At 42.8% G+C, this 26997-nt stretch carries 27 protein-coding genes and 1 tRNA gene; 22 read left to right on the top strand and 6 right to left on the bottom strand.

All coding sequences use genetic code 11. From position 1 onward, the window contains the following. Positions 1-335 precede the first annotated feature (335 nt). Positions 336-419 (bottom strand) — tRNA-Leu (locus ACA086_RS03505). Positions 420-563: 144 nt separating this feature from the next. Here ACA086_RS03505 and ACA086_RS03500 point away from each other — a divergent pair. The 3 genes from ACA086_RS03500 to pth all read left to right on the top strand — a co-directional run bounded on the left by ACA086_RS03500 (position 564) and on the right by pth (position 2901). Continuing rightward, positions 564-1505: a ribose-phosphate pyrophosphokinase gene (locus tag ACA086_RS03500; protein WP_371001951.1), complete on the top strand. Its 942-nt coding sequence runs from the start codon at positions 564-566 to the stop codon at positions 1503-1505. Between the two features lie 21 nt (positions 1506-1526). Next, positions 1527-2192, top strand: a complete 666-nt coding sequence (locus tag ACA086_RS03495; RefSeq protein ID WP_371001950.1) for a 50S ribosomal protein L25/general stress protein Ctc — start codon at positions 1527-1529, stop codon at positions 2190-2192. 79 nt (positions 2193-2271) lie between these two features. Then, positions 2272-2901 (top strand): aminoacyl-tRNA hydrolase, encoded by a 630-nt coding sequence (gene pth, locus ACA086_RS03490; RefSeq protein WP_371001949.1) that lies wholly within the window; start codon positions 2272-2274, stop codon positions 2899-2901. On the opposite strand, the gene ACA086_RS03485 is transcribed toward pth, so the two are convergent. Together ACA086_RS03485 and ACA086_RS03480 are read right to left on the bottom strand one after the other, a co-directional pair. Beyond that, the gene (locus tag ACA086_RS03485; protein WP_371001948.1) at positions 2902-3585 is read right to left on the bottom strand and encodes a hypothetical protein; all 684 of its coding nucleotides are present in this window, start codon (positions 3583-3585) and stop codon (positions 2902-2904) included. Further along, entirely contained in the window at positions 3582-7358 is a 3777-nt protein-coding gene (locus ACA086_RS03480) for a reprolysin-like metallopeptidase (protein ID WP_371001947.1), read from the bottom strand. The genes ACA086_RS03485 and ACA086_RS03480 overlap by 4 nt, the downstream gene beginning before the upstream one ends. Positions 7359-7407: 49 nt before the next feature. On the opposite strand from ACA086_RS03480, the gene ACA086_RS03475 reads away from it, so the two are divergent. The 18 genes from ACA086_RS03475 (at position 7408) to ACA086_RS03390 (ending at position 22237) form a co-directional block, all read left to right on the top strand. Beyond that, positions 7408-8334: a bifunctional riboflavin kinase/FAD synthetase gene (locus tag ACA086_RS03475; RefSeq protein ID WP_371001946.1), complete on the top strand. Its 927-nt coding sequence runs from the start codon at positions 7408-7410 to the stop codon at positions 8332-8334. After that, positions 8335-9696 (top strand): HTTM domain-containing protein, encoded by a 1362-nt coding sequence (locus tag ACA086_RS03470; protein ID WP_371001945.1) that lies wholly within the window; start codon positions 8335-8337, stop codon positions 9694-9696. Positions 9697-9725: 29 nt separating this feature from the next. Then, a complete protein-coding gene (serS, locus tag ACA086_RS03465; RefSeq protein ID WP_371001944.1) occupies positions 9726-10997 on the top strand; it encodes a serine--tRNA ligase in 1272 nt (423 codons plus the stop codon). Between the two features lie 52 nt (positions 10998-11049). After that, the gene (locus tag ACA086_RS03460) at positions 11050-12837 is read left to right on the top strand and encodes a tetratricopeptide repeat protein (protein ID WP_371001943.1); all 1788 of its coding nucleotides are present in this window, start codon (positions 11050-11052) and stop codon (positions 12835-12837) included. Between the two features lie 30 nt (positions 12838-12867). After that, on the top strand, positions 12868-13506 hold the full coding sequence (locus tag ACA086_RS03455; protein WP_371001942.1) for a DUF4286 family protein: 639 nt from the start codon (positions 12868-12870) through the stop codon (positions 13504-13506). 15 nt (positions 13507-13521) lie between these two features. Next, positions 13522-14391: a 16S rRNA (adenine(1518)-N(6)/adenine(1519)-N(6))-dimethyltransferase RsmA gene (gene rsmA, locus ACA086_RS03450; RefSeq protein WP_371001941.1), complete on the top strand. Its 870-nt coding sequence runs from the start codon at positions 13522-13524 to the stop codon at positions 14389-14391. Beyond that, positions 14378-15730: a magnesium transporter gene (mgtE, locus tag ACA086_RS03445; protein ID WP_371001940.1), complete on the top strand. Its 1353-nt coding sequence runs from the start codon at positions 14378-14380 to the stop codon at positions 15728-15730. Before rsmA ends, mgtE begins: the two co-directional genes overlap by 14 nt. A 64-nt stretch (positions 15731-15794) precedes the next feature. Beyond that, positions 15795-16736, top strand: coding sequence for a carbon-nitrogen hydrolase family protein (locus ACA086_RS03440; RefSeq protein WP_371001939.1), 942 nt, complete (start codon positions 15795-15797; stop codon positions 16734-16736). Further along, positions 16726-17694, top strand: coding sequence for an exo-alpha-sialidase (locus ACA086_RS03435; protein WP_371001938.1), 969 nt, complete (start codon positions 16726-16728; stop codon positions 17692-17694). The genes ACA086_RS03440 and ACA086_RS03435 overlap by 11 nt, the downstream gene beginning before the upstream one ends. After that, positions 17691-18056 carry a cupin domain-containing protein gene (locus ACA086_RS03430; RefSeq protein WP_371001937.1) on the top strand — a complete coding sequence of 122 codons (366 nt, stop codon included), beginning with the start codon at positions 17691-17693 and terminating at the stop codon, positions 18054-18056. The genes ACA086_RS03435 and ACA086_RS03430 overlap by 4 nt, the downstream gene beginning before the upstream one ends. 5 nt (positions 18057-18061) lie before the next feature. Then, on the top strand, positions 18062-19006 hold the full coding sequence (locus ACA086_RS03425) for a 2-hydroxyacid dehydrogenase (RefSeq protein WP_371001936.1): 945 nt from the start codon (positions 18062-18064) through the stop codon (positions 19004-19006). Positions 19007-19053: 47 nt separating this feature from the next. Further along, positions 19054-19515 (top strand): DUF1801 domain-containing protein, encoded by a 462-nt coding sequence (locus ACA086_RS03420; protein ID WP_371001935.1) that lies wholly within the window; start codon positions 19054-19056, stop codon positions 19513-19515. Further along, positions 19512-19898 (top strand): VOC family protein, encoded by a 387-nt coding sequence (locus ACA086_RS03415; protein ID WP_371001934.1) that lies wholly within the window; start codon positions 19512-19514, stop codon positions 19896-19898. Before ACA086_RS03420 ends, ACA086_RS03415 begins: the two co-directional genes overlap by 4 nt. A gap of 53 nt (positions 19899-19951) precedes the next feature. After that, a complete protein-coding gene (locus ACA086_RS03410) occupies positions 19952-20386 on the top strand; it encodes an NINE protein (RefSeq protein ID WP_371001933.1) in 435 nt (144 codons plus the stop codon). Between the two features lie 81 nt (positions 20387-20467). Continuing rightward, complete coding sequence (locus ACA086_RS03405) at positions 20468-20791, top strand: ArsR/SmtB family transcription factor (RefSeq protein ID WP_371001932.1); 324 nt, start codon at positions 20468-20470, stop codon at positions 20789-20791. An 11-nt stretch (positions 20792-20802) separates the two neighbouring features. Continuing rightward, complete coding sequence (locus ACA086_RS03400; protein ID WP_371001931.1) at positions 20803-21291, top strand: DUF6428 family protein; 489 nt, start codon at positions 20803-20805, stop codon at positions 21289-21291. A gap of 10 nt (positions 21292-21301) precedes the next feature. After that, positions 21302-21793, top strand: a complete 492-nt coding sequence (locus ACA086_RS03395; RefSeq protein WP_371001930.1) for an N-acetyltransferase family protein — start codon at positions 21302-21304, stop codon at positions 21791-21793. 18 nt (positions 21794-21811) lie between these two features. Further along, entirely contained in the window at positions 21812-22237 is a 426-nt protein-coding gene (locus ACA086_RS03390) for an arsenate reductase ArsC (protein ID WP_371001929.1), read from the top strand. Here the strand turns inward: ACA086_RS03390 and ACA086_RS03385 are convergent. The 3 genes from ACA086_RS03385 to ACA086_RS03375 all read right to left on the bottom strand — a co-directional run bounded on the left by ACA086_RS03385 (position 22234) and on the right by ACA086_RS03375 (position 25852). After that, a complete protein-coding gene (locus ACA086_RS03385) occupies positions 22234-24045 on the bottom strand; it encodes a GNAT family N-acyltransferase (RefSeq protein ID WP_371001928.1) in 1812 nt (603 codons plus the stop codon). The two genes, ACA086_RS03390 and ACA086_RS03385, sit on opposite strands and share 4 nt — an antisense overlap. A gap of 86 nt (positions 24046-24131) precedes the next feature. After that, the gene (locus tag ACA086_RS03380) at positions 24132-25382 is read right to left on the bottom strand and encodes an aspartate kinase (RefSeq protein WP_371001927.1); all 1251 of its coding nucleotides are present in this window, start codon (positions 25380-25382) and stop codon (positions 24132-24134) included. Beyond that, on the bottom strand, positions 25379-25852 hold the full coding sequence (locus ACA086_RS03375) for an N-acetyltransferase family protein (RefSeq protein WP_371001926.1): 474 nt from the start codon (positions 25850-25852) through the stop codon (positions 25379-25381). Before ACA086_RS03375 ends, ACA086_RS03380 begins: the two co-directional genes overlap by 4 nt. Before the next feature lie 116 nt (positions 25853-25968). Here ACA086_RS03375 and fbp point away from each other — a divergent pair, with 116 nt between their 5' ends. Further along, positions 25969-26994, top strand: coding sequence for a class 1 fructose-bisphosphatase (gene fbp / locus ACA086_RS03370; RefSeq protein WP_369746766.1), 1026 nt, complete (start codon positions 25969-25971; stop codon positions 26992-26994). Positions 26995-26997 lie beyond the last annotated feature (3 nt).

Genomic DNA, 26997 nt, shown 5'->3' with positions numbered 1-26997 from the left:
TAGCTCGTTTTGAAAACCGCAAAAGGAAACGCTACGGCAAATGAAGGAAGGTCAAGCGCTAAAAGTAAGCATCAAAACTCCCAGGGATTGCTTTCCTTCAGAAAGCTTCCCTTCTAGCTCGTTTTGAAAACCGCAAAAGGAAACGCTACGGCAAATGAAGGAAGGTCACGCGCTAAAAGTAAGCATCAAAACTCTCAGGGATTGCTTTCTTTCAGAAAGCTTCCCTTCTAGCTCGTTTTGAAAACCACAAAAAAACGCTTCCATCACTCCTCAAAATAAAGCGAGCTTCCTTTTGAGAAGCTCGCTCGCATTTCGCTCTTTTTGCGGTTTATCCGTACCTCGGGTGGGAATCGAACCCACACGATATTGCTATCACTGGATTTTGAATCCAGCGCGTCTACCAATTCCGCCACCGAGGCAAATGGGTCTGCAAAGCTAAAAAATAATTTTGTTTGCACCCTTAAAATTCTACCCATTTATCGGCCTTAAGACAAATAAATTTATAAATTTGCACCTCCTTTGGAAAAAGGCGCTGTAAAAAACTAGCGAACAAGCTGTTACCTATGCCGTATCAAGTACCAGAACCGAAAATTTTTGCCTGTAGCCAGAGTATGGAGCTGGGGAAGAAAATTGCCAAGTCGTATGGAACCGACTTAGGGAAGGTATTGTTTTCGCGTTACAGCGACGGGGAATTTCAACCTTCCTTCGAGGAGTCGATTCGCGGGACCCGTATATTTATTATCGGATCAACAAATCCAGGGCCGGAAAACCTTATGGAAATGTTGCTGATGATCGATGCCGCAAAAAGGGCTTCAGCCAGGCATATTACAGCTGTAATGCCCTACTATGGCTGGGCAAGACAAGATCGGAAAGACAAACCAAGAGTACCTATCGCTGCCAAACTAGTGGCAAAAATGCTGGAAACAGCAGGGGCGACGAGGATTATCACCATGGACCTGCACGCAGATCAGATCCAGGGCTTTTTTGAAAAACCAGTAGATCACCTGTTTGCCTCTACCCTGTTCCTGCCCTACCTGGAAAAACTCAAACTAAAAAACCTGACCATCGCTTCCCCGGATATGGGAGGATCAAAAAGAGCTTACGCCTATTCAAAAGCCCTGTCCAGTGACGTGGTCATCTGTTACAAACAAAGGGCTAAGGCCAATAAAATTTCCCATATGGAACTCATTGGGGAGGTAAAAGGAAAAAACGTCGTATTGGTAGATGATATGGTTGATACGGCAGGGACCCTGACCAAAGCAGCCGACCTGATGATGGAAAGAGGCGCCCTGAGTGTAAGAGCAATCACAACCCATGGCCTCTTATCAGGAAATGCATACGAAAGAATTAAAAACTCGAAACTCGAGGAACTGATCATCACCGATTCAATCCCGAGTAGACCAAAAAGCGATAAGATTAAAGTATTGAGCTGTGCAGACCTGTTCGCCGATGTTATGCATCGCGTTCACCACAATACCTCTATCGCTTCAAAATTTATCATGTAAATATCAATTTAAATCTATATAATGAAGTCAATTACAATCAAAGGATCAGAAAGAGAAAGCGTGGGCAAGAAGGCAACGAAGGCCCTACGTAATGCTGGAAAGGTCCCTTGCGTGGTATACGGAGGGGAGAAACCATTGCACTTTGCAGCAGATGAACTAGCATTCAGACACTTAGTGTACACCCCAAACGCCCACACTGTTGTGGTTGAGATGGAAGACGGCAAAAAGGTGAATGCTATTATGCAGGATATTCAGTTTCACCCGGTGACTGATAATATCTTACACATCGATTTTTATCAGCTCTTTGAAGACAAAGAACTTACGATGAATATCCCGGTTCGTCTACACGGAAATTCACCCGGGGTTAGAAATGGAGGTCGACTCCTATTCAGAAAGAGAAAACTAGCCATCAAGGCATTGCCGGCCGACTTGCCGGATTTCTTTGATATTGACATCTCCACCCTGAAGATCGGAGACAATATCACTGTAGAATCTCTTTTGAATGATAAGTTTGCTATCCTTCACCCAGAAACAACGGTGGTAGTACAAGTGAAAACGGCTCGTGCTGCAATTGTTGTTGAAGATGAGGAGGAAGGAGATGAGGAACTTGAAGGTGCAGAAGCTACTGCAGAAGGGGAAGCTGCTCCAGCTGAAGGAGAAGCAACTCCCGCAGAAGGTGCCGAATAACTCTTCACAGAATATTGCAAAGCATCCCTGGAAATTTTCTTGGGATGCTTTTGTATTTTAGCCGGGTGTTAACTTTGCTATGCGTTCCTTATTATCATTCCTATTTAAAAAGCCTTCACCTGTCCTAACTGAAAAAGACGAGATGAAAAAATTCCTGATAGCTGGCCTTGGAAACATAGGCCCTGATTACGACAATACCCGTCATAATATCGGCTTTCAAGTTCTGGATAATCTGGCGCAGAAAAAAGAACTCGATTTTACTCAGAATAAGCTTGGGGCTACTACATCCTTTAAGGTCAAAGGACGTAGTATTCTGCTACTCAAACCCTCTACCTTTATGAACCGTAGTGGCAAAGCAGTACACTACTGGATGGAAAAAGAAAAAATCCCCAAAGAACACCTGCTTATTATCACGGATGACATCAACCTGCCTTTTGGAACACTTCGTTTAAAGACTAAAGGGAGTGATGGTGGGCACAACGGCCTGGCCGATGTCCAGCAGACCTTGCAAACCAGCCAATACAACCGACTCCGGTTTGGCCTGGGATCTGATTTTCCCAAAGGAAGACAGGTTGAGTACGTATTGGGGAATTGGAATGAAGAAGAAGAAAAAGCACTTCCCGAAAGACTTAATCGCTGTGCAGAACTGATAGAATCCTTTGTCCTTCAGGGAGTAAATGTCACAATGAATACCTTTAACAACACCTGATTATCTGATTACTCTAAAGGAATAGGTGCCCGAATCAGAGGTATTTCCTTCCCGGTCAATCGTAACTACCCGCCAATAATAGACCGTGTCTATCGCTACATCAGCCTGTACATCTGTAATAAAAACCGAAGGAGAGGCAACTAAGAGCTGAGGATCCTGAACTGTATCCAAATAAACTTCGAACGATTGAATATCGCTGTCTACATCAGCCCCGAACCAGCTCAGGGTAATCTGATTATTGAGATCCCGGACTACTGAAGTCCCAGATGACGGCTCAAGTATTTCGGCCGGAAAAGGAGCATAGGTCGTCTGTACCCCTGCATTGTAGAAGTACCAGTCCTCACTAACCGCTGATTCCTGGGTCTCGGCATTTCTGGCAGTAACTCGCCACTGATAAGGAACCCCTTTGAGTAATGGAAGCCTCGCAGACAAAGCTGCAGTAGGAGCATTGGTCACCGAAATGCCGGTAAGGATATTCGTTACCCTCAATTCATAAGTGTCGGCATGGTTGGCTTCCAGCCATCGGAATTCTACCTGACTTGTAGTGGTATTAAGGCTTACTCCTGTAGTACATTCCGAATTCTCCAGGGGAAAACTCAGTACGGCTGCCTCCGGTGGCTTGGGGGATTTCTTGCTGCAAGCAATGATCAGTACTCCGATACCTAATATGAATATCCTTTTCATCGCTTAATGACCTTTGTTGTAAAATTAATATCGTCTCCTGTAAGTCGTAAAAGATATACTCCTGATGGTAAAATGTTCAATTCCATCCTGATTAGCTGATCCTCTGCAGTGTATGTTTTTGAGTACACCCGCTGTCCTTGCAGATTATAGACCTGCACCTCTACGGGTGAGGCTGAATAAGGAACATAAGCTTCGAGTTCATTTACAAAAGGATTGGGGTATAAAACGGGTTCCGACCCTATTAAAACTACCTCTTCAAATATACCCTGACAGGGAAGGGCTCCTGTTACTTTGATAGTATTTACACCGGGTTTCAGGCCAAGTGTAAAATCTTTATCAACAGTTTGAGTAAGTATTCCATTTAACTCGATATTGTAAAGCTCAGACCCACTCAGGCTCAAGATAGCCTGTAAGGCATCCTGATCGAGGGCGATCAGTACTTCGAGAGGATCGGGTTCTGAGATCACAAAATCTATACAAAATTCTTCATATGTTACACTACCACCAGTACCTGTGATACAAGCCGAATAAGATCCGGAGGAAAGGTCTCCCAACTGGTAGCTCGTATTAAAATCGGCCGTTTCATTCACCCCATTCCCACTGATCACTATAGAGTAATCCAGAGAAGTATTCGCCGTGATATCAAGCTGACCATCGTTATTAGTGATACAGGACTCGCTCATTAAGGATATATTAAAATTATCCTGTTCAAAGCGATAAACCGGACAGCCATCGGCATTGACCTCAGTATTCGGTGGCGTCCCCAGGCAGAGGTCATCCCCATCGTCAAAAACATTATCTCCATCGGCATCCGGTCTGAAAACACCCTCAACACATAGCTCCAAAGTAAAGTCCTGAATAAGACCTCCGTCGGCAGGCGCCGTATCTCTTACCAGTAAAATCCATTCTCCAAAGGAAGATTCTCCGTTAAATGAAGATAAAGATCCCAAAGGCTTAACAGTTCCATTTATCCCCGGATTGCCATTACAGACAAAAGGACTGGCCGAATCATCAAAAATGGCATTTATATCTTCTAATTGAGAACAGGAATTGGAAACGAGTACAACCTCTGTTCCCGAAGGCGATATCAGACTGATAATAAGATCGGAAAGGAAACTGTGCTCTATATTCACAGAAACGTTGATGTCTGAGACCGGGAGATCGTCAACTACCATTATACTTGCTTGTACCGTAGGTGTTCCCGTTGAAGAGATCGACAAAGGAAGACCCCGTGCACTTTTCATCTTGCAATTAACGGGTACAGTTGTAAAGCTGGAAGCACTACCAAATACTCCTTCGCCACAATTCGTAACGGGCTTGATTCTCCAGTAATAGGTAGTAACTGGCTCCAGGTTTTCGGGGGTATAATTTTTAAAAATGACCGTGGCTGATTCAATGACCGAAGTAAATGCGGCATCAGTGGCTATTTCAATCTGATAGGAATTGTTGATCGCCGGAGTATCCCAGCTCAATATTGGCCTTAAAGGGATGTCTGTGGCTGAATTCGCTGGGGTTACCAAACTAACTTCAGGGAAATCCGTATCCAAGATGGTGAGAACAATAGTAACTTCCCGGGTAAAAGAAGGCGCTGTAGCCAGCACCCGTATTGGATATACTCCTTCAGATACAGCCGTTGTATTGGATATAGTCATATCTACCGGAGTATTGTTATCGGTAGCAGTACCAGGAAGGAATGACACCCCAATACCGGGCGGGACTCCGGTGGCGCTAAAGACTACTTCTTCATTGAACCCCCCGTAGGTTTCGTAAACAAAAGGGATCACTTTATCTACAGGTTGGCAAACATCAAAGTCGAGGTCATCAAAATTCAGTACTATGGGCGACTCTTCAATAGTAAAATTGGCACTGTTTACTGCATAAAACACATTTTGATACCCTTTTACCATAATTCTGGCTGTTGTGGTAGCATTTCCCGGTAGCAGTACATCATGAGAGCCATCATTCGCAGCCCTTTCCTCTAATTGAATTGGGAAGGTGAGTCCGCCATCCAGAGAAAGGAAGATATCCACAAACTGAGCATTTACAGGAGGCGCATCCGTACCTGCTACATCCCAGTTTATCGTCTGTATTGTACCGGCGCTATAAGTTTCTGATGCAGCCTGTGAGTTTACCACAAAAGGACCGGAGATGTTACTAACCCGAACTTTGAGAACATCGGATGAGACCTGTCCCCCCCCAGTTGCATTATCTCTTACAGTAAGCGCAAAATTTAAGTCGCGTTCAATCTCAGATACCGTTTCCCATGCAGAATTAATAGGAGGGCTGGTCTGGGTCAGGTCCCCCTGGATCACTCGGGACAATCTTGGAAAATAGCGGGCTGAATCTATCGTTGGGGGTAAAGACCTGAAATTAGCCCCACTTGCATTCTGTGGACCGAAAGTATCGGTTGTAACCACTCCGTCATCAATCTGTTCCCAGGAGAATGTAAGGACATCACCCGTATCCGGATCCGAAGCCTCTCCAGGCAACACAAATGCCGTTCCTTTAGGAATCGTATAATCATCAAGAGTTGTAATAATGGGTGGTGAATTTGTTATAGCGGTTTCTACTGCGCATGTTGTGGTAAGCACGTATTCTGAAATCTGCTTTATGCTGTAATAATGAAAATAATCATCCCCGTTATTCTGCACGTTGTTTCCCTGTACAATACCTGCATAACCCATTATTGTAGATCCACTTGCGGGCTCAGCCTGCACTCCTGTACCCTCTGAATCGAATGACCAGGTATGATTAGCCCCGAATTGATGTCCTAATTCATGTGCTACGTAGTCAAGGTCAAAAATATCCCCCTGTGGATTGGTCGAGGAGGAATAAGCACTTCCTTTCTGATTGGTCTGGCAAACTGCCCCGATAAAACCTGCATTTCCTCCATTTACATCTTCCTGAAATAAATGCCCTACATCATAGTTCAGATCTCCGATAACATTATTCAGGGTTGTCTGAACTTCAGTATTGAGGTTTGTTTGATAGGGATCTGTATCTGGATCGGTGTAAATCACAAGGTCGTTGTTTGCGACCAATTCCAGCTCAATTCCCAGATCCTTATTAAAGACTTCATTAACCCTGGTGAGGGTGGCATTTATTGCAGCAAGTGCATCAGCCACTGTGCCTCCGTGAAATTGCGTGTATTCTCCGGTAGCTGAGACTGCGATACGATATTTCCTCAGGCGTTGATCGTCGATGAGTTTGGAGGTTCTGCTTTGTGCTCCAGCAATACGCTTGTCTTCGGTTTCACAAAGAAATTTTTCCATCTCCCCTGAATATCCTTTTCTATCATAGAGAATATAGGCATTACTTTGGGGTGAAACTTTTTGCAGAAATCGATTCTGATTTCCATCATGACTCACAAACATGGCTTCAATCCCCTTGGGAGAAACACTAAATCGCACCCTCTTGGTTTTATCATTGATCCCAATACCGCTAAATGAACGTATTTGAGGGTATCGCGCCGTGAGTTCAGGGGAAAACACGGGTGTTTCTTCAACCTGAAAAGCTATTAACTGCCCTTTGTCATCAGGAAAATAGACTAGTGTTTGATCTTTACCGTTAGAAGTTATCTTTTTCAACTCCCTGTCTAAAATTGATTCCTGAAGGGAAAAAAACCGTATTTTTTCTTCTTCTAAACCCTTTAGATCAGAAGACAACAATGCGTTTTGTACCTGGGTAGATTGCCAATATTGTGTTTGTCCGGCTACGTAAAAGCAGGCAAATAGCATGGTTATTGACAAAACAAGACGTAGTTTTGTGGTCATTCGGGGACTTTAAAGCTTTAAAAATAAGTCTTTTTATTCTTTATATTGTGTGGTAACGGTTCAAAGCATTTCTAAATACGATAAAAACCAGGCTTCTGTCATCACCATTGGTACATTTGATGGTGTTCATATTGGACACAAGCTTATTCTGGAACGTCTCATAAATGATGCCAGACTCCATGATAGGGTAGCCGCTGTGCTGACATTTTTTCCTCATCCGAGAATGGTTTTGCAAAAGGATTCAGATCTTAAACTTCTCAATACCATTGAAGAGAAGAAGAAGATCCTGGAAGAGCTGGGGATCGATTATTTAATCATACAGCCCTTCACAAAGACCTTCTCCAGACTCAGTGCCACAGCATTTGTAAGGGATATGCTGGTGAATGCACTGCACGCTAAAAAAATTATTATCGGTTATGATCACCGGTTTGGCAGGAACAGAAATGCCAATATCAATGACCTCATTGCTTTTGGCAACGCCCTTGATTTTGAGGTGGAAGAAATCCCAGCACAGGAGATCGAGGCCGTAGCCGTAAGCTCTACTAAAATCCGGAATGCATTGCTGGAAGGCGATGTGGCTACTGCCAATGCTTACCTGGGCTACAGTTATATGCTTAGCGGTAAAATTATCAAAGGAAAGGGACTGGGAAGGCAACTCGGTTTTCCCACTGCAAATCTCAAGATTAAGGAAACCTACAAACTCATCCCTAAAAATGGTGCCTATGTTATTGAAAGTCATTTAAAGGGGAGGAAAGTTTACGGGATGATGAACATTGGTTATAATCCAACCGTAGATGGGGAAAACCAGAGTATTGAAATCAATTTCCTCGACTTTGAGGAAGATCTTTACAACCAAAATCTACAGGTCAATATCCTGGAGTGGATCAGGGAAGAACAGAAGTTCAATACACTGGATGAACTAAAGGAACAACTTCATAAGGATCAAATTACAACTCGCAGAATAATCTCAGCATAGATGTTACAGCAGTTGCTTTTTAAGCGGATAGACAATAGCTCTCTAATTGTGTTCCGTGTTTTTTTTGGCATCCTGATCAGCCTTGAATGTTTTGGAGCAATCCTTACAGGCTGGGTAAGAAGAACCCTGATCGAGCCTTCATTTACCTTTACTTTTATTGGTTTTGAATGGCTGCAACCCCTCCCGGGAAATGGGATGTACTTCTACTTCATGTTTATGGGTCTCTTGGGGATTTTTATAGCCCTGGGTTATAAATACAGGACGAGCATCATCCTTTTTACCCTTCTGTGGACCGCGGTATACCTCATGCAAAAAACAGCATACAACAATCATTATTACCTGTTGATCCTCATTTCTTTTTTAATGTGTTTCCTCCCGGCTAATCGGTATGCCTCCCTGGATACTAAGCTTGATCCTTCCCTTGTTTCCTTTCACATGCCCGCCTGGGTAAAGTGGACCATCATTTTTCAGCTTTTTATTGTTTATACGTATGCGGCCATTGCAAAGCTATACGGGGACTGGCTCGATCTGTCTATAATTGCCATCCTGATGAAAGGGAAAGCGGCCTATCCCCTGATCGGGGATGCACTGCAGCAACCCTTGGTGCACTCAGCCATTGCAATCATAGGTATTCTTTTCGACCTGCTCATCGTTCCGGCCTTATTGTGGAAACGCACAAGAAAACTGGCGTTTTATTTCTCCCTGTTCTTTCACCTTTTTAATTCCATCGTATTTCAGATCGGTATTTTTCCTTATCTGGCCCTTGCCTTTACCGTCTTTTTCTTTCCTCCCGGGCAGATTCGAAATATTTTCCTCAAAAAGAAAGAATTGTATACCGCCCACGAGGTGCAGCTACCCCGATACAGGAACTTTCTTTTTGCCGGACTCGGGATTTATTTCATTGTACAAATCGCCTTACCTCTTAGACATTATTTTATTCCTGGGGATGTCTTATGGACGGAGGAAGGTCACAGGATGAGCTGGAGAATGATGCTGAGAACCAGAGCAGGAATTATTAAATACTCGGTTGTAAACAAGGACACAGGCGAGGCAACAACTATTACTCCAGGACTTTACCTGAGTCGCAAGCAAATGGAGAAAGTTTCCTGCTATCCCGATTATATCTGGCAGTTTGCTCAATTTTTAAAGCAGGAATACGCTGAACAAGGGCAAAACATATCCGTTTATGCCAGGGCGAGGGTAAGTATTAATGGCCGTCCCCTGCAACCGTTTATCGACTCCACAGTTGATCTTGCTGCTCAAGAGTGGCACCCCTTTAAACATCATCATTGGATCCTTCCATCTGCTTTGGGGAACTCCGTAAAATCATTACCGGGCCCATCCTCAAATTTCGCTAATTAAGCGTAAATTTGTGCCTTAAATAAAGTTCAATGCTAGTATTACAGGCCATAAGGGAAAACAAGGAGCAACTTATTACTGCCCTGAAAAAAAGAAACCTGGACGCAGAACCTTTACTCAACGAGGTATCCGAATTGGACGAAAAAAGAAGGGCTATCCAAACTCAGATGGATAGTACCCTTGCTCAGTTAAATTCTCTTTCCAAAGAAATCGGAAACCTTTTTAAAGCAGGCAAAGCACAGGAAGCCAACGTGCTTAAAGAACAGACCATCCAAATTAAGGAAGATTCAAAAAAATTAAGCGAGGAGCTCAATGAGGTGGTCTCAGCCCTTGACCAGGCCCTTTTTCTTATCCCAAATGTTCCGCACGAGCTGGTTCCTGCTGGAAGTTCTGAGGAAGACAACGAAGAGATAATGCGGGAAGGGGAAATACCTGAATTGTTTGATGGGGCACTTCCTCATTGGGAGCTGGCAAAAAAATACAATATCATTGATTTTGAACTTGGAGTAAAGATCACCGGGGCTGGTTTTCCGGTTTACAAAGGCAAAGGTGCCCGCCTTCAGCGCGCCCTGATTTCCTATTTCCTCGACAAGAATACCGAAGCCGGATATCAGGAAATGCAGGTGCCTCATCTGGTGAATGCCGCTTCTGGATTTGGCACCGGACAGCTTCCAGATAAGGAAGGTCAGATGTATCACGTGACCGCCGATGACCTGTATCTCATCCCGACAGCAGAAGTCCCTGTAACCAATATTCTCCGTGACACCATCCTGAGCCATAATGAACTTCCTGTACGGTATACCGGATACACCCCTTGTTTCAGAAGGGAAGCAGGTAGTTACGGCGCACATGTAAGGGGACTTAACAGATTACACCAATTCGACAAAGTGGAAATAGTACGGGCAGAAGAGCCATCAAATTCCTACAAAGCCCTTGACGATATGGTAAAACACATTCAGGAGATACTTCGAGAACTGGAACTTCCCTACCGAATTCTTCGACTCTGTGGGGGAGATTTGGGCTTTACTTCAGCACTTACTTACGATTTTGAGGTGTTCTCTACTGCTCAGGATAAATGGCTGGAGATAAGCTCCGTGTCTAATTTTGAAAGCTATCAGTCTAATCGTCTAAAACTCAGGTTCAAAGACAAAAACGGAAAGACTCAATTAGCCCATACCCTGAATGGCAGCTCTTTGGCTCTCCCGAGGGTTCTGGCCGGAATACTGGAAAATTGTCAGACTAAAAATGGAATCAAAGTCCCAAAAGTTTTAGTCCCATATACTGGTTTTGAGATTATAGATTAAGATTTCCTTGATAGTTTTTCTTCCGTGATTAGGTTACCTTTGAGAAAGACCCATGATGAAAGCCCTAATTTTCTGGTTGTGCTTTGTCACTTCTCTTCCCCTGTTGAGTCAGGACGATTTTCTGGCTAAACAGTATTTCAATGATGGAGAATATGAAAAAGCCCTTGTATTTTATGAAAGACTCGTAGCTGAGAATCCGAGGAGGATGGACTTTGCAGAAAGCATGGTTCGATGTTACCAGCAACTCGAGGCCTATGACAAGGCAGAATCTTTCCTCCTCAACAGGTTAGATTCTGGTAGTGCTTACCCCACTATTTATATAGAACTGGGGTATAATTACCGTTTGCAGGATAAGATTTCTTTAGCCGGGGAATATTATGACAAGGCCCTCGCCTCAATAGAAAAAAATCCTAATTACGGATATGGAATAGGTGTTGGTTTTCAACGATTTGCTCTATTAGATTATGCCCTTAAAGCCTTTGAAAGGGCCATGGAATTAAACCCACAGCTCGATTATTACTTCCAGATTGCGCTTATCTACGGTGAACAGGGTAAGATAAAACAGATGTTTGAGGCCTATATGGAACTGTTGGGTAATGGGAGATCTACCCTTGGCAACGTCATAGGAAGGATAAGTGATTTTATCACCGAGGATCCCAATAATGAAAATAATCAGTTATTGAGGGAAGTAGCTCTCAAAAAAGCGCAAAAAGAACCATCTGTCTTATGGAACGAATTGCTGAGTTGGTTGTTTGTACAGCAAAAACAATTCAACTACGCTTTTATCCAGGAAAAAGCCATCTATAAACGAACCGGAGAAGTTTCCATGGAAAGACTGGAAGCACTTGGTGCCAGTGCACTGGAAAACCAGGCTCTCCAAATTGCTGTCGATATCTTCCGCTATATCGAAAAGAATAGCACGGATCAGGTTACACGACTCAATGCACAGCTCAATCTTTTGGATATCGAACTGATCACAAGCTCTGAAAAAGATTATCCGGGAATTGATAAGCAATACCAGGAACTGGTTTCCGAATACGGATATCAACCCAATACGCTTCAATTACAAGTTGCTTATGCCAACTTCCTCACCTTTAGAAAAAATGAATCTGGAAAATCCATTCCTATCCTAAAAAAATCACTTGAACTCCCTTTGGCTAAATACGGGGAAGCATATATAAAAATGGCATTGGGAGACATCCTGGTATTCGACCAGAAATTTAATGAGGCCCTTATTTATTTTTCGCAAATACAGAAAAACCTTAAAAACGATGTACTCGGTCAGGAAGCACGCTTTAAAGTTGCCCAGACCAGTTTCTATAAAGGGGATTTTGATTGGGCACTTACTCAATTAAAAGTATTGCGGGGTTCAACATCTCAACTTATTGCTAATGATGCTATGCAATTGAGTTTGTTAATTTCCGATAATTCCTTTGAAGATTCCACACAGACTGCCCTGAAGAAATACGCAAAGGCCGACTTGCTTGCCTATCAAAACAAAAATGAAGAAGCTGTATCCGTCCTTGAGGAAATCCTGCAACAACACAAAGGAGAAAAAATTGAAGATGAAGCCCTGTTAAAACAGGCTGAACTTCTTGTAAAGGCAGGAAACTATGATTCCGCACTTTTTAATTATACTAAGATTGTAGAGTTTTATGCTGATGATATCCTTGCTGATGATGCACATTTTGCCATGGCTGAATTGTTCAGAGAAACATTGAATCAACCTGAAAAAGCAAAATATCATTACGAAAAGATATTATACAATTATCAGGATAGCTATTTCTTCCCGCAAGCACGAAAGAATTTTAGAATGCTCAGAGGTGATATCATAAATTGACGAATCTCCGAATAAAATATCTGGAATTATATGCTAATTTATAATGTCACTATTAATGTTGAGGATTCCGTTCACCTTCAATGGCTAGAATGGATGAAAAGCACACATATCCCGGAAGTTCTGGAAACCGGGAAATTTCTTGAGGCCACCATGACCAGAGTCCTGGTGGATGAAGAAATGGGAGGCATTACTTATTCTGTGCAATACAAGGTGAGCGACAGGAAGACCCTGGATGCTTATTACAGGGAAGATGCTGAGCGCATGAGAAATAAAACAATGCAACGCTTTGGCAATGCCCTTGTCGCCTTCAGGACTGAACTCCAGGTAATCACGATTGAAAAAGCTCCGATCAAAAGTGCAACGACCCATTTATTCGCTTACGGAACCCTACAGGATCCCGAAGTTCAAAAGATGGTTTTCTCAAGGGGGCTTAAGGGCCAAGAAGATTATTTAAAATCGCATAGTATCTCAGCAGGTAAGGTTGGAGGCCTATATCCCACGATTCAAAAGTCGGCAGATCAAAATGACAGGGTGGATGGTGTTGTCTATATTATCAGTCAGGAAGAACTACAGCTCGTAGATGCATACGAAGGGCGGGCTTATCAAAGAAAGGAAGTAATTCTCGCATCTGGTATCAGGGCCTGGGTTTATACGGAAAAAACATATTGAATTCAAGTGACTTTCATGGGTAAACGTAACCGATCTCATTCAAAATCGAGAAAAAAATTCAGGAACGGGGATCGGGAAGATAGTCCGTTTCAGGCAAAAAAACATCTTGGACAGCATTTTCTCAAAGATGAAGAGATCGCCAGGAAGATATCAGAGACACTTTCTCTAAATGGGTATGAACATGTACTTGAAATAGGACCGGGCACAGGAGTTTTGACAAAGTACTTGCTTCAAAAAAACATCAACCTTGTGGCCATGGATCTCGATGCAGATTCTATCATTTATCTCAACCATAGCTTTCCCCTTGAACATCCCGAGCTATTTGTGAGAGAGAAATCATTTAAAGTGATAGAGGCCGATTTTCTCAAGGCCAATATCCGTGATATTTTCGGAGACCGGCCCTTTGCTATCATCGGGAATTTCCCCTACAATATTTCAACACAGATCGTCTTCAGGATGCTAGAATACAAGGATCAAATCCCGGAATTTTCCGGAATGTTTCAGAAGGAAGTCGCCAAGAGGATATGCGAGAAAGAAGGGAGTAAGGCGTATGGTATCCTCTCTGTCCTGGTTCAAGCCTTTTACGACGCAGAATATCTTTTTACAGTACACCCCGAAGTCTTTGACCCACCCCCAAAAGTTCAGTCGGGTGTTCTTCGCTTAACCAGAAAAGAGAAGTGGGACCTCAACTGCGATGAAGCCCTGTTTTTCAGGGTAGTCAAAACCGCTTTTAACCAAAGGCGTAAGACCCTCAGGAATAGTTTAAAAATTTTCAACCTCTCCGATAATCTAAAAGAAGATGCTATCTTTGACCGACGTCCGGAACAACTTGGAGTTACCGAATTTATTTCGTTGACGAAGAAGATAGCAAATGACACCCTTTAAACTCACAGAAGAACTTCTCGACCAAATCGCTGAGTTGATCGATGCGCAAAGCGAGCATGCTTTGATCGATTTGATGAAGGAGGTGCATTTTGCCGATGTGGCAGAAATTGCCAATGAATTAAGTGAAGAGCAGGCAACCTACCTTATAAAACTCCTCGACAGCGACAAAACATCAGATGTCCTTACCGAACTCGACGAAGACGTTAGGGAAGCCATACTTAACAATCTCTCATCCAAAGAAATTGCCGAGGAACTGGAAGAACTGGATACCGATGATGCAGCAGATATTGTCGGAGAACTTCCCAAGGAAATTATCCAGGAAGTAATTTCAGAAATAGAAGACAAGGAGCACGCCAGGAATATCGTTGACCTGTTGCGTTACGATGAAAATTCTGCAGGCGGACTGATGGCGAAGGAATTGGTGAAAGTCAATGAGAACTGGACGGTTCTGCGCTGTGTAAAGGAAATGAGGGCTCAGGCAGAAAACGTTACCCGTGTGCATTCTATATATGTGGTTGACGACGAAGAAAAATTAAAAGGAAGGCTTTCCTTGAAGGATCTGTTGACGACCTCCACGACCAATCCCATTAAAGATGTTTATATCCCCAAAGTAGACTCGGTGAATGTGAACGAGAAGCCTGAGGAAGTGGCCAAAATCATGTCTAAATACGACCTGGAAGCGATTCCTGTAGTGGATGAGATAGGCCGACTTGTAGGTCGGATTACCATCGATGATATTGTGGATGTGATCAGGGAGGAAGCCGAAAAAGACTACCAATTGGCGGCAGGTATCTCGCAGGACGTGGAAGCCGACGATAGCATTTGGATCCTTACTCGTGCCAGATTACCCTGGTTGTTTCTAGGCCTGCTGGGAGGGCTGGGTGCAGCAGCCATCATGGGCGGTTTTGAGGAGATGATCAGCAAACATGCAATACTTTTCTTTTTTACGCCTTTAATTGCGGCCATGGCCGGAAATGTAGGGGTTCAATCCAGTGCCATTATCGTTCAGGGTCTTGCCAACGATGATCTCAAAGGGAGTATAGGGAATAGATTGGTGAAGGAGATGTTGCTCGCCATGCTCAATGGGGTTATCCTGGCCATAGTCCTTCTCTTTTTTACCTGGGTATGGAAAGGAACTTTTATTACTGCACTCGCCATTTCTATCTCACTGATTACTGTCATAGTTGTAGCCGGAATAATAGGTACTTTCACCCCTTTGTTTCTCCATAAACGAGGTATTGATCCGGCAATAGCCACCGGTCCGTTTATCACAACCAGCAATGACATCTTTGGTATCCTTATTTATTTTACCATCGCCAAAGTACTGTTGGGAATCTGAAAAGAGTATAGGTGTTCTTTAAAGAAGTTTAAAGGATTATCGCGGTTGACTTAAAACGAATCTTATGAAAGTAAAAGTTGGCGTCGTTCAGGACTATCCGGTTTTTTTTGACAGGGAAAAAACCCTGGATAAAATGGAATCTATCTTATCAGATAATGCCGGGAATGGATATCAGCTTATGGTCTTTCCTGAGTCATTTATTCCGGGCTACCCGCGTGGTTTTACCTTCGGAGCCAGCGTAGGTAAACGTTCTGAAGCCGGCAAAGATCTTTATGCTGAATACCATGACCAAAGTGTAGACCTTAAGGGAAAAGCCCTTAAAAGGCTTGAAGAACTTTCCAGGGCCTATCAGACATATCTGGTTGTAGGTATCACAGAACGATCGGCGGAGCACGGGAGTTTGTACTGCTCCATGGTGTATATCTCTCCTGCAAGCGGCCTGCTGGGAGTGCATCGTAAAATTAAACCCACAGGTACCGAAAGGGTGATCTGGTCTGAAGCTTCAGGAGAGGACCTGGTCACTTTTGAGACAGAAATAGGAAAATTGGGCGGCCTCATCTGTTGGGAAAATTATATGCCCCTTGCCAGAATGGCGATGTACCAGAAGGGAATTGAGATTTATATTGCGCCTACTGCCGATGCCAGGGAGTCCTGGGTTGCTTCCATGCGCCATATCGCTCTTGAAGGACGATGCTTTGTTCTGGGATGCAATCAGCATATTACCAGGTCTATGATTCCCGAAAAATACCAGAATATGCTCACCGAGGAAGAAGAACAGATGTGTCCGGGAGGGAGTGTAATAGTCTCTCCATCAGGAGAGGTACTGGCTGGCCCCCTCTGGAATTCGCCTGGAATAGTCTCAGCAACTATTGATCTGGACGAAATATCAAGGCAGAAACTGGATTTTGATGTAAACGGACATTATTCACGAAAAGATATCTTTGAATTCCGGGTTAATAAGCAACCCGATATGTACAATGAAAAAAAACCTCTGAATGGATATTAGGAATGTGTTCTGGATGAGCTTTTTGCTGCTTCTGGGTTGTCAGCCAAAACTTATAATCAATCCTGAATTAAATGCAAATCCATCTAATCTGGAAGTTTTTGCAGAAGACCTGGTGTCAACGCCTCTGTATGAACGCGACATGGCCATTGCCCCCAATGGGAAGGAGTTGATCTTTACCCGAGGTACCTACAACCAAAAAATAAGGGCACTTATTTCTTTATCAAAGAAAGGCGCGAGCTGGGACGAAGCAACAATTCTTCCGTTTTCAGGTAAATATCAGGATATCGAACCCTTTTACGCTCCGGATGGGGAAATCTTATATTTTGCATCAAACAGGCCTGTTTATAGTGACACTACGCGTACGGATTATAATATTTGGGCAGTAAAAAAAGTGGAAGGGGGCTGGGGTACTCCGTATCCCCTTGATTCGGTTATTAATTCCAGAAATGATGAATACTATCCCTCAGTAAGTGCAAATGGCAATCTCTACTTTACAGCAACCCGGGAGGATGGGTATGGGAGGGAAGACATTTTCTATTGTACTTACTCATCAGGTCAGTACCAGAGTCCGATAGCCCTTGATTCACTGGTCAATACTAAGGCTTACGAATTTAATGCCTACGTCGATCCAGATGAGACCCTTCTCATTTTTAGTTCCTTTGGCAGGGCGGACGGATATGGGGGAGGAGATCTTTATTTTTCCAAAAAATTGTCTGATGGCAGCTGGTCAGCAGCCCGTAATTTGGGACCTGAACTTAATTCAGAATTCCTGGATTACTGTCCTTTTGTAGATTTGAAAGCGGGGAATTTGTATTTTACAAGTGAACGAACTAATCAATTTCAGGGGGAAGTCAAACAACCCGAAGAAATCTCTGGAGAAGCAAACAAAATACTAAATGGCATGGGTAATATTTACAGAATCAGCCTGCAAAGTACGCCCTTAAAATCTGTACAATGAAATCGATCAACTTAAAGCAAAAATTAAGTGCATTCAAAGACCACTGGCATCCCCATCAGATTGCAGTAGTTGATGACATGCAGATACTCTTGGCCAAAATTAAAGATGAGTTTGTATGGCATCTCCACGAGGGTGAGGACGAGTTGTTCCAGGTATTGAAAGGCACTCTGTACATGCAATTCAGGAACAAAACAGTAGAAGTAAACCCAGGGGAAATCATTGTGGTTCCTAAAGGTATAGAACATTGCCCTGCTACCAGAAACGGAGAAGAAGTCCATCTGATGCTCTTTGAAAAACTAAGCACCAGCCATACAGGAAATGTCAGGGATACCTTGACAAAAACACACTATCCAAAAATCTGATTGAGATGAAAGTGCTGCATCTGGATACGAATCACCCCCTTTTGCTGGAGCAACTGGCCGCCATGGGTTTTGAAAATACAGAAGAATACAAGGCCAGTAAGAAAGAAGTTGAAGAGATTATTCACCTGTTTGACGGGATCATTATTCGAAGTCGGTTTAAAATTGACAAAGAATTCCTGGATAAAGCGACCCGACTTAAATTTATAGGGAGGGTTGGGGCTGGATTAGAAAATATCGATGTCACTTACGCGAATAAAAAAGGGGTCTTCCTTGCTGCTGCTCCCGAAGGCAACAGAAATGCTGTAGGAGAACATGCCCTAGGGATGCTGTTGTCCCTCTTTAACAATCTTAACAAGGCAGACAGAGAAGTGAGGCAGGGGATCTGGGACCGGGAAGGAAATCGGGGTTTGGAGCTTGAAGGCAAAATAGTAGGTATCATCGGGTATGGAAATACAGGCAAAGCATTTGCCAAAAAGCTATCAGGTTTAGATGTGGAGGTTCTTTGCTGTGATATTCTTCCGGATGTAGGGGACGAGTTTGCCCGGCAGGTTCCTATGAAAGAACTTCAGCAAAAAGCCGATGTGCTTAGCCTTCATATACCACAGACTCCACTTACATTGGGGATGGTGAACAAGGAATTTATTACGGCATTTTCCAAGCCTTTCTGGTTGCTCAATACTGCCAGAGGGAAATGTGTGGTTACACTTGATCTGGTTGCTGCACTTAAATCGGGGAAAATAAGTGGTGCAGGACTCGATGTGCTTGAATACGAAAAGATCTCCTTTGAAGATCTTTTTGAAAAAGAAAAAATGCCTGCAGAATTTAAATTTCTCATTAACTCAGAACGAGTTCTTCTCAGTCCACATATTGCTGGCTGGACTAAGGAAAGTAAGGTAAAGCTTGCCCAGATGATAGTAGATAAAATCAAGGGCAAATTTTTAGTATCTTAGGGTGACCATTTAGCATAGTCTATTACATCACCAACCATATACCTGTCATGACTTCAGATGCAAAGTCTCCGGAAGAATACATCGCTTCCCTCCCATCGGATCGAAAAGAAGCTATCATCCAATTGCGCAAAACAATTAATTCAAATTTGCCAAAGGGATTTAAAGAAACGATGAATTATGGAATGATCGGCTATGTAGTGCCTCACAGCCTCTATCCGGATGGCTATCATTGTACTCCCGAACTTCCTCTGCCCTTTATGAGTTTAGCATCCCAAAAAAATTATATTGCCCTTTACCATTCAGGGATTTATGCAGATAAGGATCTGCAGGCCTGGTTTGTAGGAGAGTATCCCAAATACGTAAGCACAAAACTCGATATGGGTAAGAGTTGTGTCCGCTTTAAAAAACCAGAAAGCATTCCATACGAGCTCATAGCCGAGTTATGTACAAAGATGTCTGTGGAGGAATGGATCAACTTGTATGAGAAAAACTTAAAAAAAATGAAATGAAAAACAGAGTAACCGGACTTGGAGGATTTTTCTTCAAAACGAAAGATCCCGACAAGATCAAGGATTGGTACAAGGAGCACCTCGGGTTGAATACAGACCAATACGGCTGCACTTTCTGGTGGAAAGACAAAGAGGGCAATGATTGTTCAACACAATGGAGCCCTTTTAAAGAGGATACGGCTTATTTTCAACCCAGTGAAAAGCAATTTATGATGAACTTCAGGGTGGAAAATCTCCGTGAACTCCTGGCGGCCTTAAAACAGGAAGGGGTTAAAGTAGTTGGAGAAATGGAGGAATACGACTACGGTAAATTTGGTTGGATCCTCGATCCGGAAGGAAATAAGATTGAATTATGGGAACCTGTTGACAAGGCATTTCTTTGAAATCAAAAAATGTCCTACATTTATTCTAAACTCTAACCACAAAAACTAATAACATGTCTGAAGATAAAAAAGATTTAGGCGATAAAGCCAAGGACGCCTTCGACGATGCCAAGGAATCCGCAAAAAAAGCAGCAGACGAAGCCAAAGAGTCTGCAGGTGAGTTCAAGGAAGAAGCCAAGAAGACGGCTGAAGAATTTCGTGAAGGATTAAAAACCGCAGGGGGAGATAATAAAAAGATCCTGGCAGGTATCCTTGGGATCCTTTTCGGTTCACTTGGGATTCACAAGTTTATACTCGGTTATAATAAAGAAGGTGTAATTCTGCTGGCCATTACACTTATAGGATATGCCACAACTTGTATTGTGGTGGGTGCGTTCTTCTTCTGGATTCCCGGACTTATCGGACTAATTGAAGGTATCATCTACCTTACAAAATCTGATGAAGAATTTTACAATACCTACCAGGTGGGTAAAAAACCCTGGTTCTGATCAAACTATAAAGTCGGATTTTATCAGTCCGGCTTTTTTATTTCAATACAATATCGTAATATTGCGATATACAAATATAAAATGGGACTCACAAAAACACAGATTTTCGATACTTCCCAGAACGAACTTGCCACTATTTTCAAAGTATTGGGGCATCCTGGCAGGATCGCAATTCTTCAATACATCAGCACGCAGAGCGCCTGTATTTGCAACGATATCGTTGAGGAAATTGGCCTGGCACAACCTACCATCTCTCAGCACCTGAAGGAGTTAAAACGAATTGGCTTGATTGAAGGCGAAATTGAGGGAAATACTGTCTGTTATTGTATAGCCCTGGATCGTTGGAAAGAAATACAAGCCCTTCTCAATTCTTTTTTTAATGAGGCAAAGATTAATTGCTGCTAAATACTGAAACTATGAAAACAGCTGAATTTTTGAATTTTCTAAATAATCAGACCTCCAGAGAGCTGATTTTTGAATACGAAGCCGGTAAAAAGATCGGGGCTAATTATCACATCACAGAAGTAAAGAATACCCGTATTGAGTCGGTCGACTGTGGCGGCAGGACGGATGCCTGGAATGAAACGGTAATCCAGCTATGGGAAAGTCCGGCCGAAATTGACAAAACAGAATATCTGACAACTGCTAAGGCCAAAAACATCCTTGATCGAGTTCATTCCATGAAACCCTTAGACCTGGAAGCTGAAGTAAAGTTCGAATATGGGAATAAAAGTTTTCACACTGCTCAGCTGTATGTACAGGGAGTTAAGGCTGAAAAGGATACCCTTACGATTGCGCTGGATGTCAACCCCACCTTGTGCAAAGCAGAAGAACTTTGTGGTGTAAATGAAGAAAAAGAAACTGTAGCTGAAGAATGTTGTAATCCGGGAACAGGATGCTGTTAAAATCCTTGATATGAAAATAAGACCCATGTCTCCCACAGACTGGCCGGCAGTTGCACAAATCTACCTCGAAGGTATTGAAACAGGTTTTGCCACCTTCGAAAAACAGGTTCCGGCATTTGAAGATTGGGATAAGGCTCACACCCGTTCGTGCAGGCTGGTTGCCGATGAGAAAAATTCCATAGTGGGGTGGGCGGCTCTTTCCCCTGTATCAGGACGCTGTGTTTATGGCGGAGTTGGGGAGGTAAGTGTCTATGTAAGCAAAGATCATCGGGGTAAGGGAATTGGTAAAAAACTCCTGAACGCCTTAATTGAATCCAGCGAAAAAGAGGGCTTCTGGACCCTTCAATCCGGAATTTTTCCCGAGAATCAAGGAAGTGTCAATGTCCATTTGCAATGCGGATTCAGACAAATAGGGTTCAGGGAACGTATTGGACAGTTAGACGGAGAATGGAAAGACAATCTGATTTTTGAGCGCAGAAGTAAAAAAGTAGGTTCAAATTAATATTACTAACTAAGAAACATGACAAAAAAAAACGTATTGGTGCTCTGTACCGGAAACTCCTGTAGAAGTCAGATGGCACACGGTTACTTAAAAAAATTTCTTGGTGATCGTGCCAAAGTATTCAGTGCAGGAATCGAAACACATGGTTTAAATCCGGGGGCAGTTGCAATCATGAAAGAAGACGAATTGGACATCAGCTCGCATACTTCCAATCACGTAGATGAATACAAGGGCATTGATTGGGATTTTATTATCACGGTTTGCGATCATGCCAATGAAAACTGTCCGTTTATCCCTGCACCAAAGGCAAAGCGATTACACCATAATTTTTTCGATCCTTCTAAAGTTGACGGCAGCGAAAAAGAAATTCATGAGGCCTTCCAAAAGGCCAGGAATGAGATAAGAGATTACTGTTCTGAATTTGCAGCAAGGGAATTTTCCTAAACAATACCATTGTTCTCGGCCAACTTTCTCTCGAGTTCAGCCTGGAATTCTTCCATTACCGGTTTTACGGTACTTTCGGGAAGATCAGCTATTCTTATATACATTAAGCCATCAACGGCATTGTTAAATAATGGGTCGACATTAAAGGCTACCACCTTGGCATTTTGCTTGATGTATTTTTTAATCAATACAGGCAGGCGCAGGCTTCCTGGCTCTACCTCTTCAATAAGTCGGTCAAATTTATTGAGGTCGGCTTCAGTTTCATCGAAAACAAACTCCTTATCAGCGTCCTTTAGTTTCACCTTGAATTCCTTTTTGGGATGAATATACTGGGCTACATAGGGGTCCCAGTAGTTCGACTTCATAAATTCTATCATCAGGGATTTGGAGAAGTTGGAAAACTGGTTGCTGATACTGACACCACCAATGAGGTATTTGTGTTCCGGAAAACGAAGTGTTGTATGTACGATGCCTTTCCACAAAAGAAATAAGGGCATAGGTTTTTGCTGGTATTCCTTTACAATATAGGCCCTGCCCATCTCGATGGATTGTGACATCATGGTGTGGAGTTCGGGTTCAAATCCGAAAAGGTCCTGCAGATAAAAACCATCAATGCCGAGTTCAGGAAAAATATGTGACCCCATTCCCATTCGATATGCTCCAACAATGCATTTGTCTTCGTCATCCCAAAGGAAAAGGTGATGGTAATAATCATCAAAGCGATCGAGGTCAATGGCCTTATTGGTTCCCTCCCCTATGGCTCTGAATGTTACTTCCCTCTGCCTTCCGATTTCATTCAGAATAAAGGGCATATCTTTCTTTTGCGCCAGGAATACTTCGTAATTCTTGCTTTGTAAAAGACGACAATCTTTTTCCCGTAATTTTTCTATCTCACCCTGAATGACTTCAGTACGAACCGCAGTTGCAATCTTACGCGGAGCCTTGGGGATTTTTAAACTTCCGGGAATCTGGTTGATAAGCGACTCCTTTTCATAGGCATTGGCCAAAATGTATGTCTTCCTTCTTAACAGATCGGTGAATTCTTCAAGGCTATTCTGCTCTTTCTGTGAAGCTACTGAGATTGGCTGGCCAATTCTCACTTTTATACTCCTGTTGCGCTGAGATGTTAGCTCGGAAGGGAGTTTTGCTGTTCTGAAAATATCGTTGATCCGGGAAAGGCGATAAAATAGTTTACTATTCCTTGCATGGAAATAAATGGGTACAACAGGAACTTCTGCCTTCCTGATCAATTTGAGTGCAGCTTCTTCCCAGGGCTTATCCACAATCAATTTTCCATCCTTGTAGGTAGACACCTCTCCTGCCGGGAAAATTCCCAGCGGATGTCCTTCCTTAATATGCTGAATGGCACTTTTAAATCCCGCTATGCTGCTTTTCGCATCTTTACGTGTTTCAAAGGGATTAACGGGTAAAATATAAGGAATAAGAGGTTCTACCCTGTGGAGCAGGAAATTAGCAATAATCTTATAGTCCTTTCGGTGTTGAAGTAAAAGTTTGAGAAGCAGAATACCGTCAATTCCTCCAAGCGGGTGATTACTTATGGTAATAAATGCCCCATCCTTAGGCAATCTTTTTATATCCTCTTCAGGAATCTCAAACTTGATCTCGTAATGTTCCAGGATGGCATCGAGGAAGGATTGCGTATCTAAATGCTTATGCTTTACATAAAAAGCATTCATCGAGGACAACTTAGTGATCTTCATCAGCATCCAGCCCATAAAGGTCCCGAAAAAACCATAGCGCTCTAGATTGATAGCTTTTGCTACTTCCTTAGCCGTAACTAAACCCATATTGAAATATGCTGATTAAGGGGTAAAGATAGGAAAATAGGCTTTGCTCTTTTGTAGAAAAAAAGAAGATAAGCTTAGTGAGTATACTATTTTACCACTATTTGAACTGTTTCCTTTCCCCTTTGTTCCAATAAGACTTCTTTTCCATTCTGAAGAGAATCAATTGATTGAGCGTCAAAATGCCTAATGGTGTACAAGGATACTCCTTCGTGATGCACTACCTTAAATTTACCTTTCAGATGATCAAGAAGTTCTTCCAGACGCCCAAACTTATTGTCTACACATACTGAAAAACTGATAGCTGAATTCTGGATCATATCCACTTTCATTTTATAGTCGTGCAGGAGTTTAAACAAGTCACTGATACTATCTTCCACGATAAAGGAAAAGTCGAGGGAAGAAAGCTTCATAAGAACCTGGTTTTTCTTTACGATAAAACAAGGGACTTTGGGGTCGATACTTTCTCCCTTACCAACCGTGGTGCCGGGATCTTTGGGGTTCAAAAACGACTTTACCAACAAAGGAATTTCCTTCCTTTGCAATGGCTGAAGCGTCTTAGGGTGAATCACTGAAGCCCCGTAAAAGGCAAGTTCTATGGCTTCCCTGTAGCTGATCTTATTAAGTAATTGGGATTCCTGAAAATATCTGGGATCTGCGTTTAACACCCCGGGGACATCTTTCCAGATGGTCACAGAATGGGCATTCAGGCAGTACGCCAGGATGGCAGCGGTATAATCAGATCCTTCCCTGCCCAGGGTAGTGGTAAAATTATTTTCATCACTTCCGATAAATCCCTGACTGACATATAATTTACCTTTATCTAGCCCTTTTGAAACCCTTTCCTGGGTCTTTTCCCAATCTATCCCGGCATCCCGATAATTGTTATCGGTTTTAATAAAGTTACGGATATCGAGCCAGTTATTGTTGATGCCCGCTTCATTTAAATAGGCGCTGACAATAGATGTTGAGATCAATTCGCCGTAACAAACGACCTGATCGTAGACAAAACTATATTTGGGCGATTTGTTCCAGGCGAGAAATCCTCTGACCTCTTCAAATAATTCCTTTATGGCACTAAAAACAGCATGCCCAGTAGTAGGAAACAGCCCATTGAGAATTTCCTGATGAAATTCTTCAACTGCCTGTAATGCAACGGATACCACTGTTTTATCCTTAAAATAGGCATTTACTACCTCTTCCATAGCATTCGTAGTTTTGCCCATGGCCGAGATGACTAAAAAAGTATCCTCGTGACCTGTCTCCTGCAATACTTTCACCAGGTTCTTCACTCCATCAGCATCCTTTACAGATGCTCCTCCAAATTTAAATACCCTCATATATTTTCAATAAAATTTTTTATCCCCGATTCATCTAGTTGTACCACATCCCAGTCCCGCATCACTCTGGCTCCTTTCCGTTCATAGAACGAAATAGCCGGTTCATTCCAGTCGAGTACCTCCCAGCTTATCCGCTTTACTCCCAGATCATGCCCGTATTGTACGACGGCTTCCAGTAGTGCTGTTCCCAAGCCGCTACCCCGCATTTTTTTTGTTACGATCAGGTCTTCCAGATGAAGTACCGGACCTTTCCAGGTAGAGTACCTGGGGTATACCAGGGCCATTCCTCCGATATAACCATCTACCTCTCCCACAAAACAATGGAAGAGAGGGGTATCCCCGAAACCATGCTTAACGAGATGTTCAGCGTTAATTTCAACCGCATCAGGTTCCTTCTCAAATTCAGCCAGTTCCCTTATCAGCTCCTGCACCCTCTCCATATCTTCTGGTCTTGCATGTCGGATTACCATATTTATCATTGTTACAAATAAAACACAAAGTTATAATTTTAAATAATGAAAGAGGTTGCAATTCCACTTAGTATCACAAATTATGCGATATTTGTAGGTATATAACACAACCCCAAATGGACAAAAAGAACACCACTCTTGGCGAGTTCATAATAGAAAACCAATCTTCATTCCAGTATTCTTCAGGTGAGCTTTCGAAGTTGATTAACGCGATCAGGTTGGCAGCCAAAGTAGTCAACCACGAGGTTAACAAGGCGGGATTGATAGATATACTCGGCGGGGTAGGTGACACAAATATTCAGGGGGAAGATCAACAAAAGCTCGATGTTCTGGCCAATGAAAAATTTATTCAAACCCTTAAGAACCGTGAGATCGTATGCGGTATTGCCTCGGAAGAAGAAGATGACTTCATCAGTGTAAACAGTAATGATGAAAATAATCAGAACAAATATATCGTCCTGATCGATCCTTTGGACGGGTCTTCCAACATCGATGTCAACGTCTCTGTGGGCACTATCTTTTCCATCTATAGAAGGGTTACTCCTTTGGGGACACCCGTCACTCTTGAAGATTTTTTACAACCCGGTGTTGATCAGGTAGCTGCCGGATATGTCGTTTACGGGACATCAACGATGCTAGTATACACCACAGGAGCAGGGGTTAACGGTTTTACTCTGAATCCGGCTATCGGCACTTTTTACCTTTCACATCCCAACATGGAATTTCCCGAAACAGGCAAGATCTATTCGGTAAATGAAGGGAATTACATCCATTTTCCGCAGGGAGTAAAAAATTATATTAAGTATTGTCAGAAAGAAGAAGGTGACAGGCCCTATACCTCTCGTTATATCGGTTCTCTGGTTTCAGATTTTCACAGGAATATGATCAAGGGAGGAATTTATATATACCCTAAAAGCAGCGTAGCCGCTGAAGGAAAATTAAGACTCCTTTACGAATGTAACCCCATGGCGTTTCTGGCCGAACAAGCCAACGGTAAGGCGAGTGATGGCTTTGGAAGGATACTCGAAATTAAACCTACAGAATTGCACCAGCGTGTTCCATTCTTCTGTGGAAGCAGTAAAATGGTGGAAAAGGCCGAAGAATTTATGGCTGAACAAGCAAGCCAGGAAAATAAAGTATAGTCC

This window comes from Muriicola sp. E247 (assembly GCF_041358175.1).
Taxonomy (GTDB): Bacteria; Bacteroidota; Bacteroidia; order Flavobacteriales; family Flavobacteriaceae; genus Muriicola.
The sequence above is the reverse complement of the archived record's forward strand: the minus strand, read 5'-3'. Positions and strand labels throughout refer to the sequence as shown.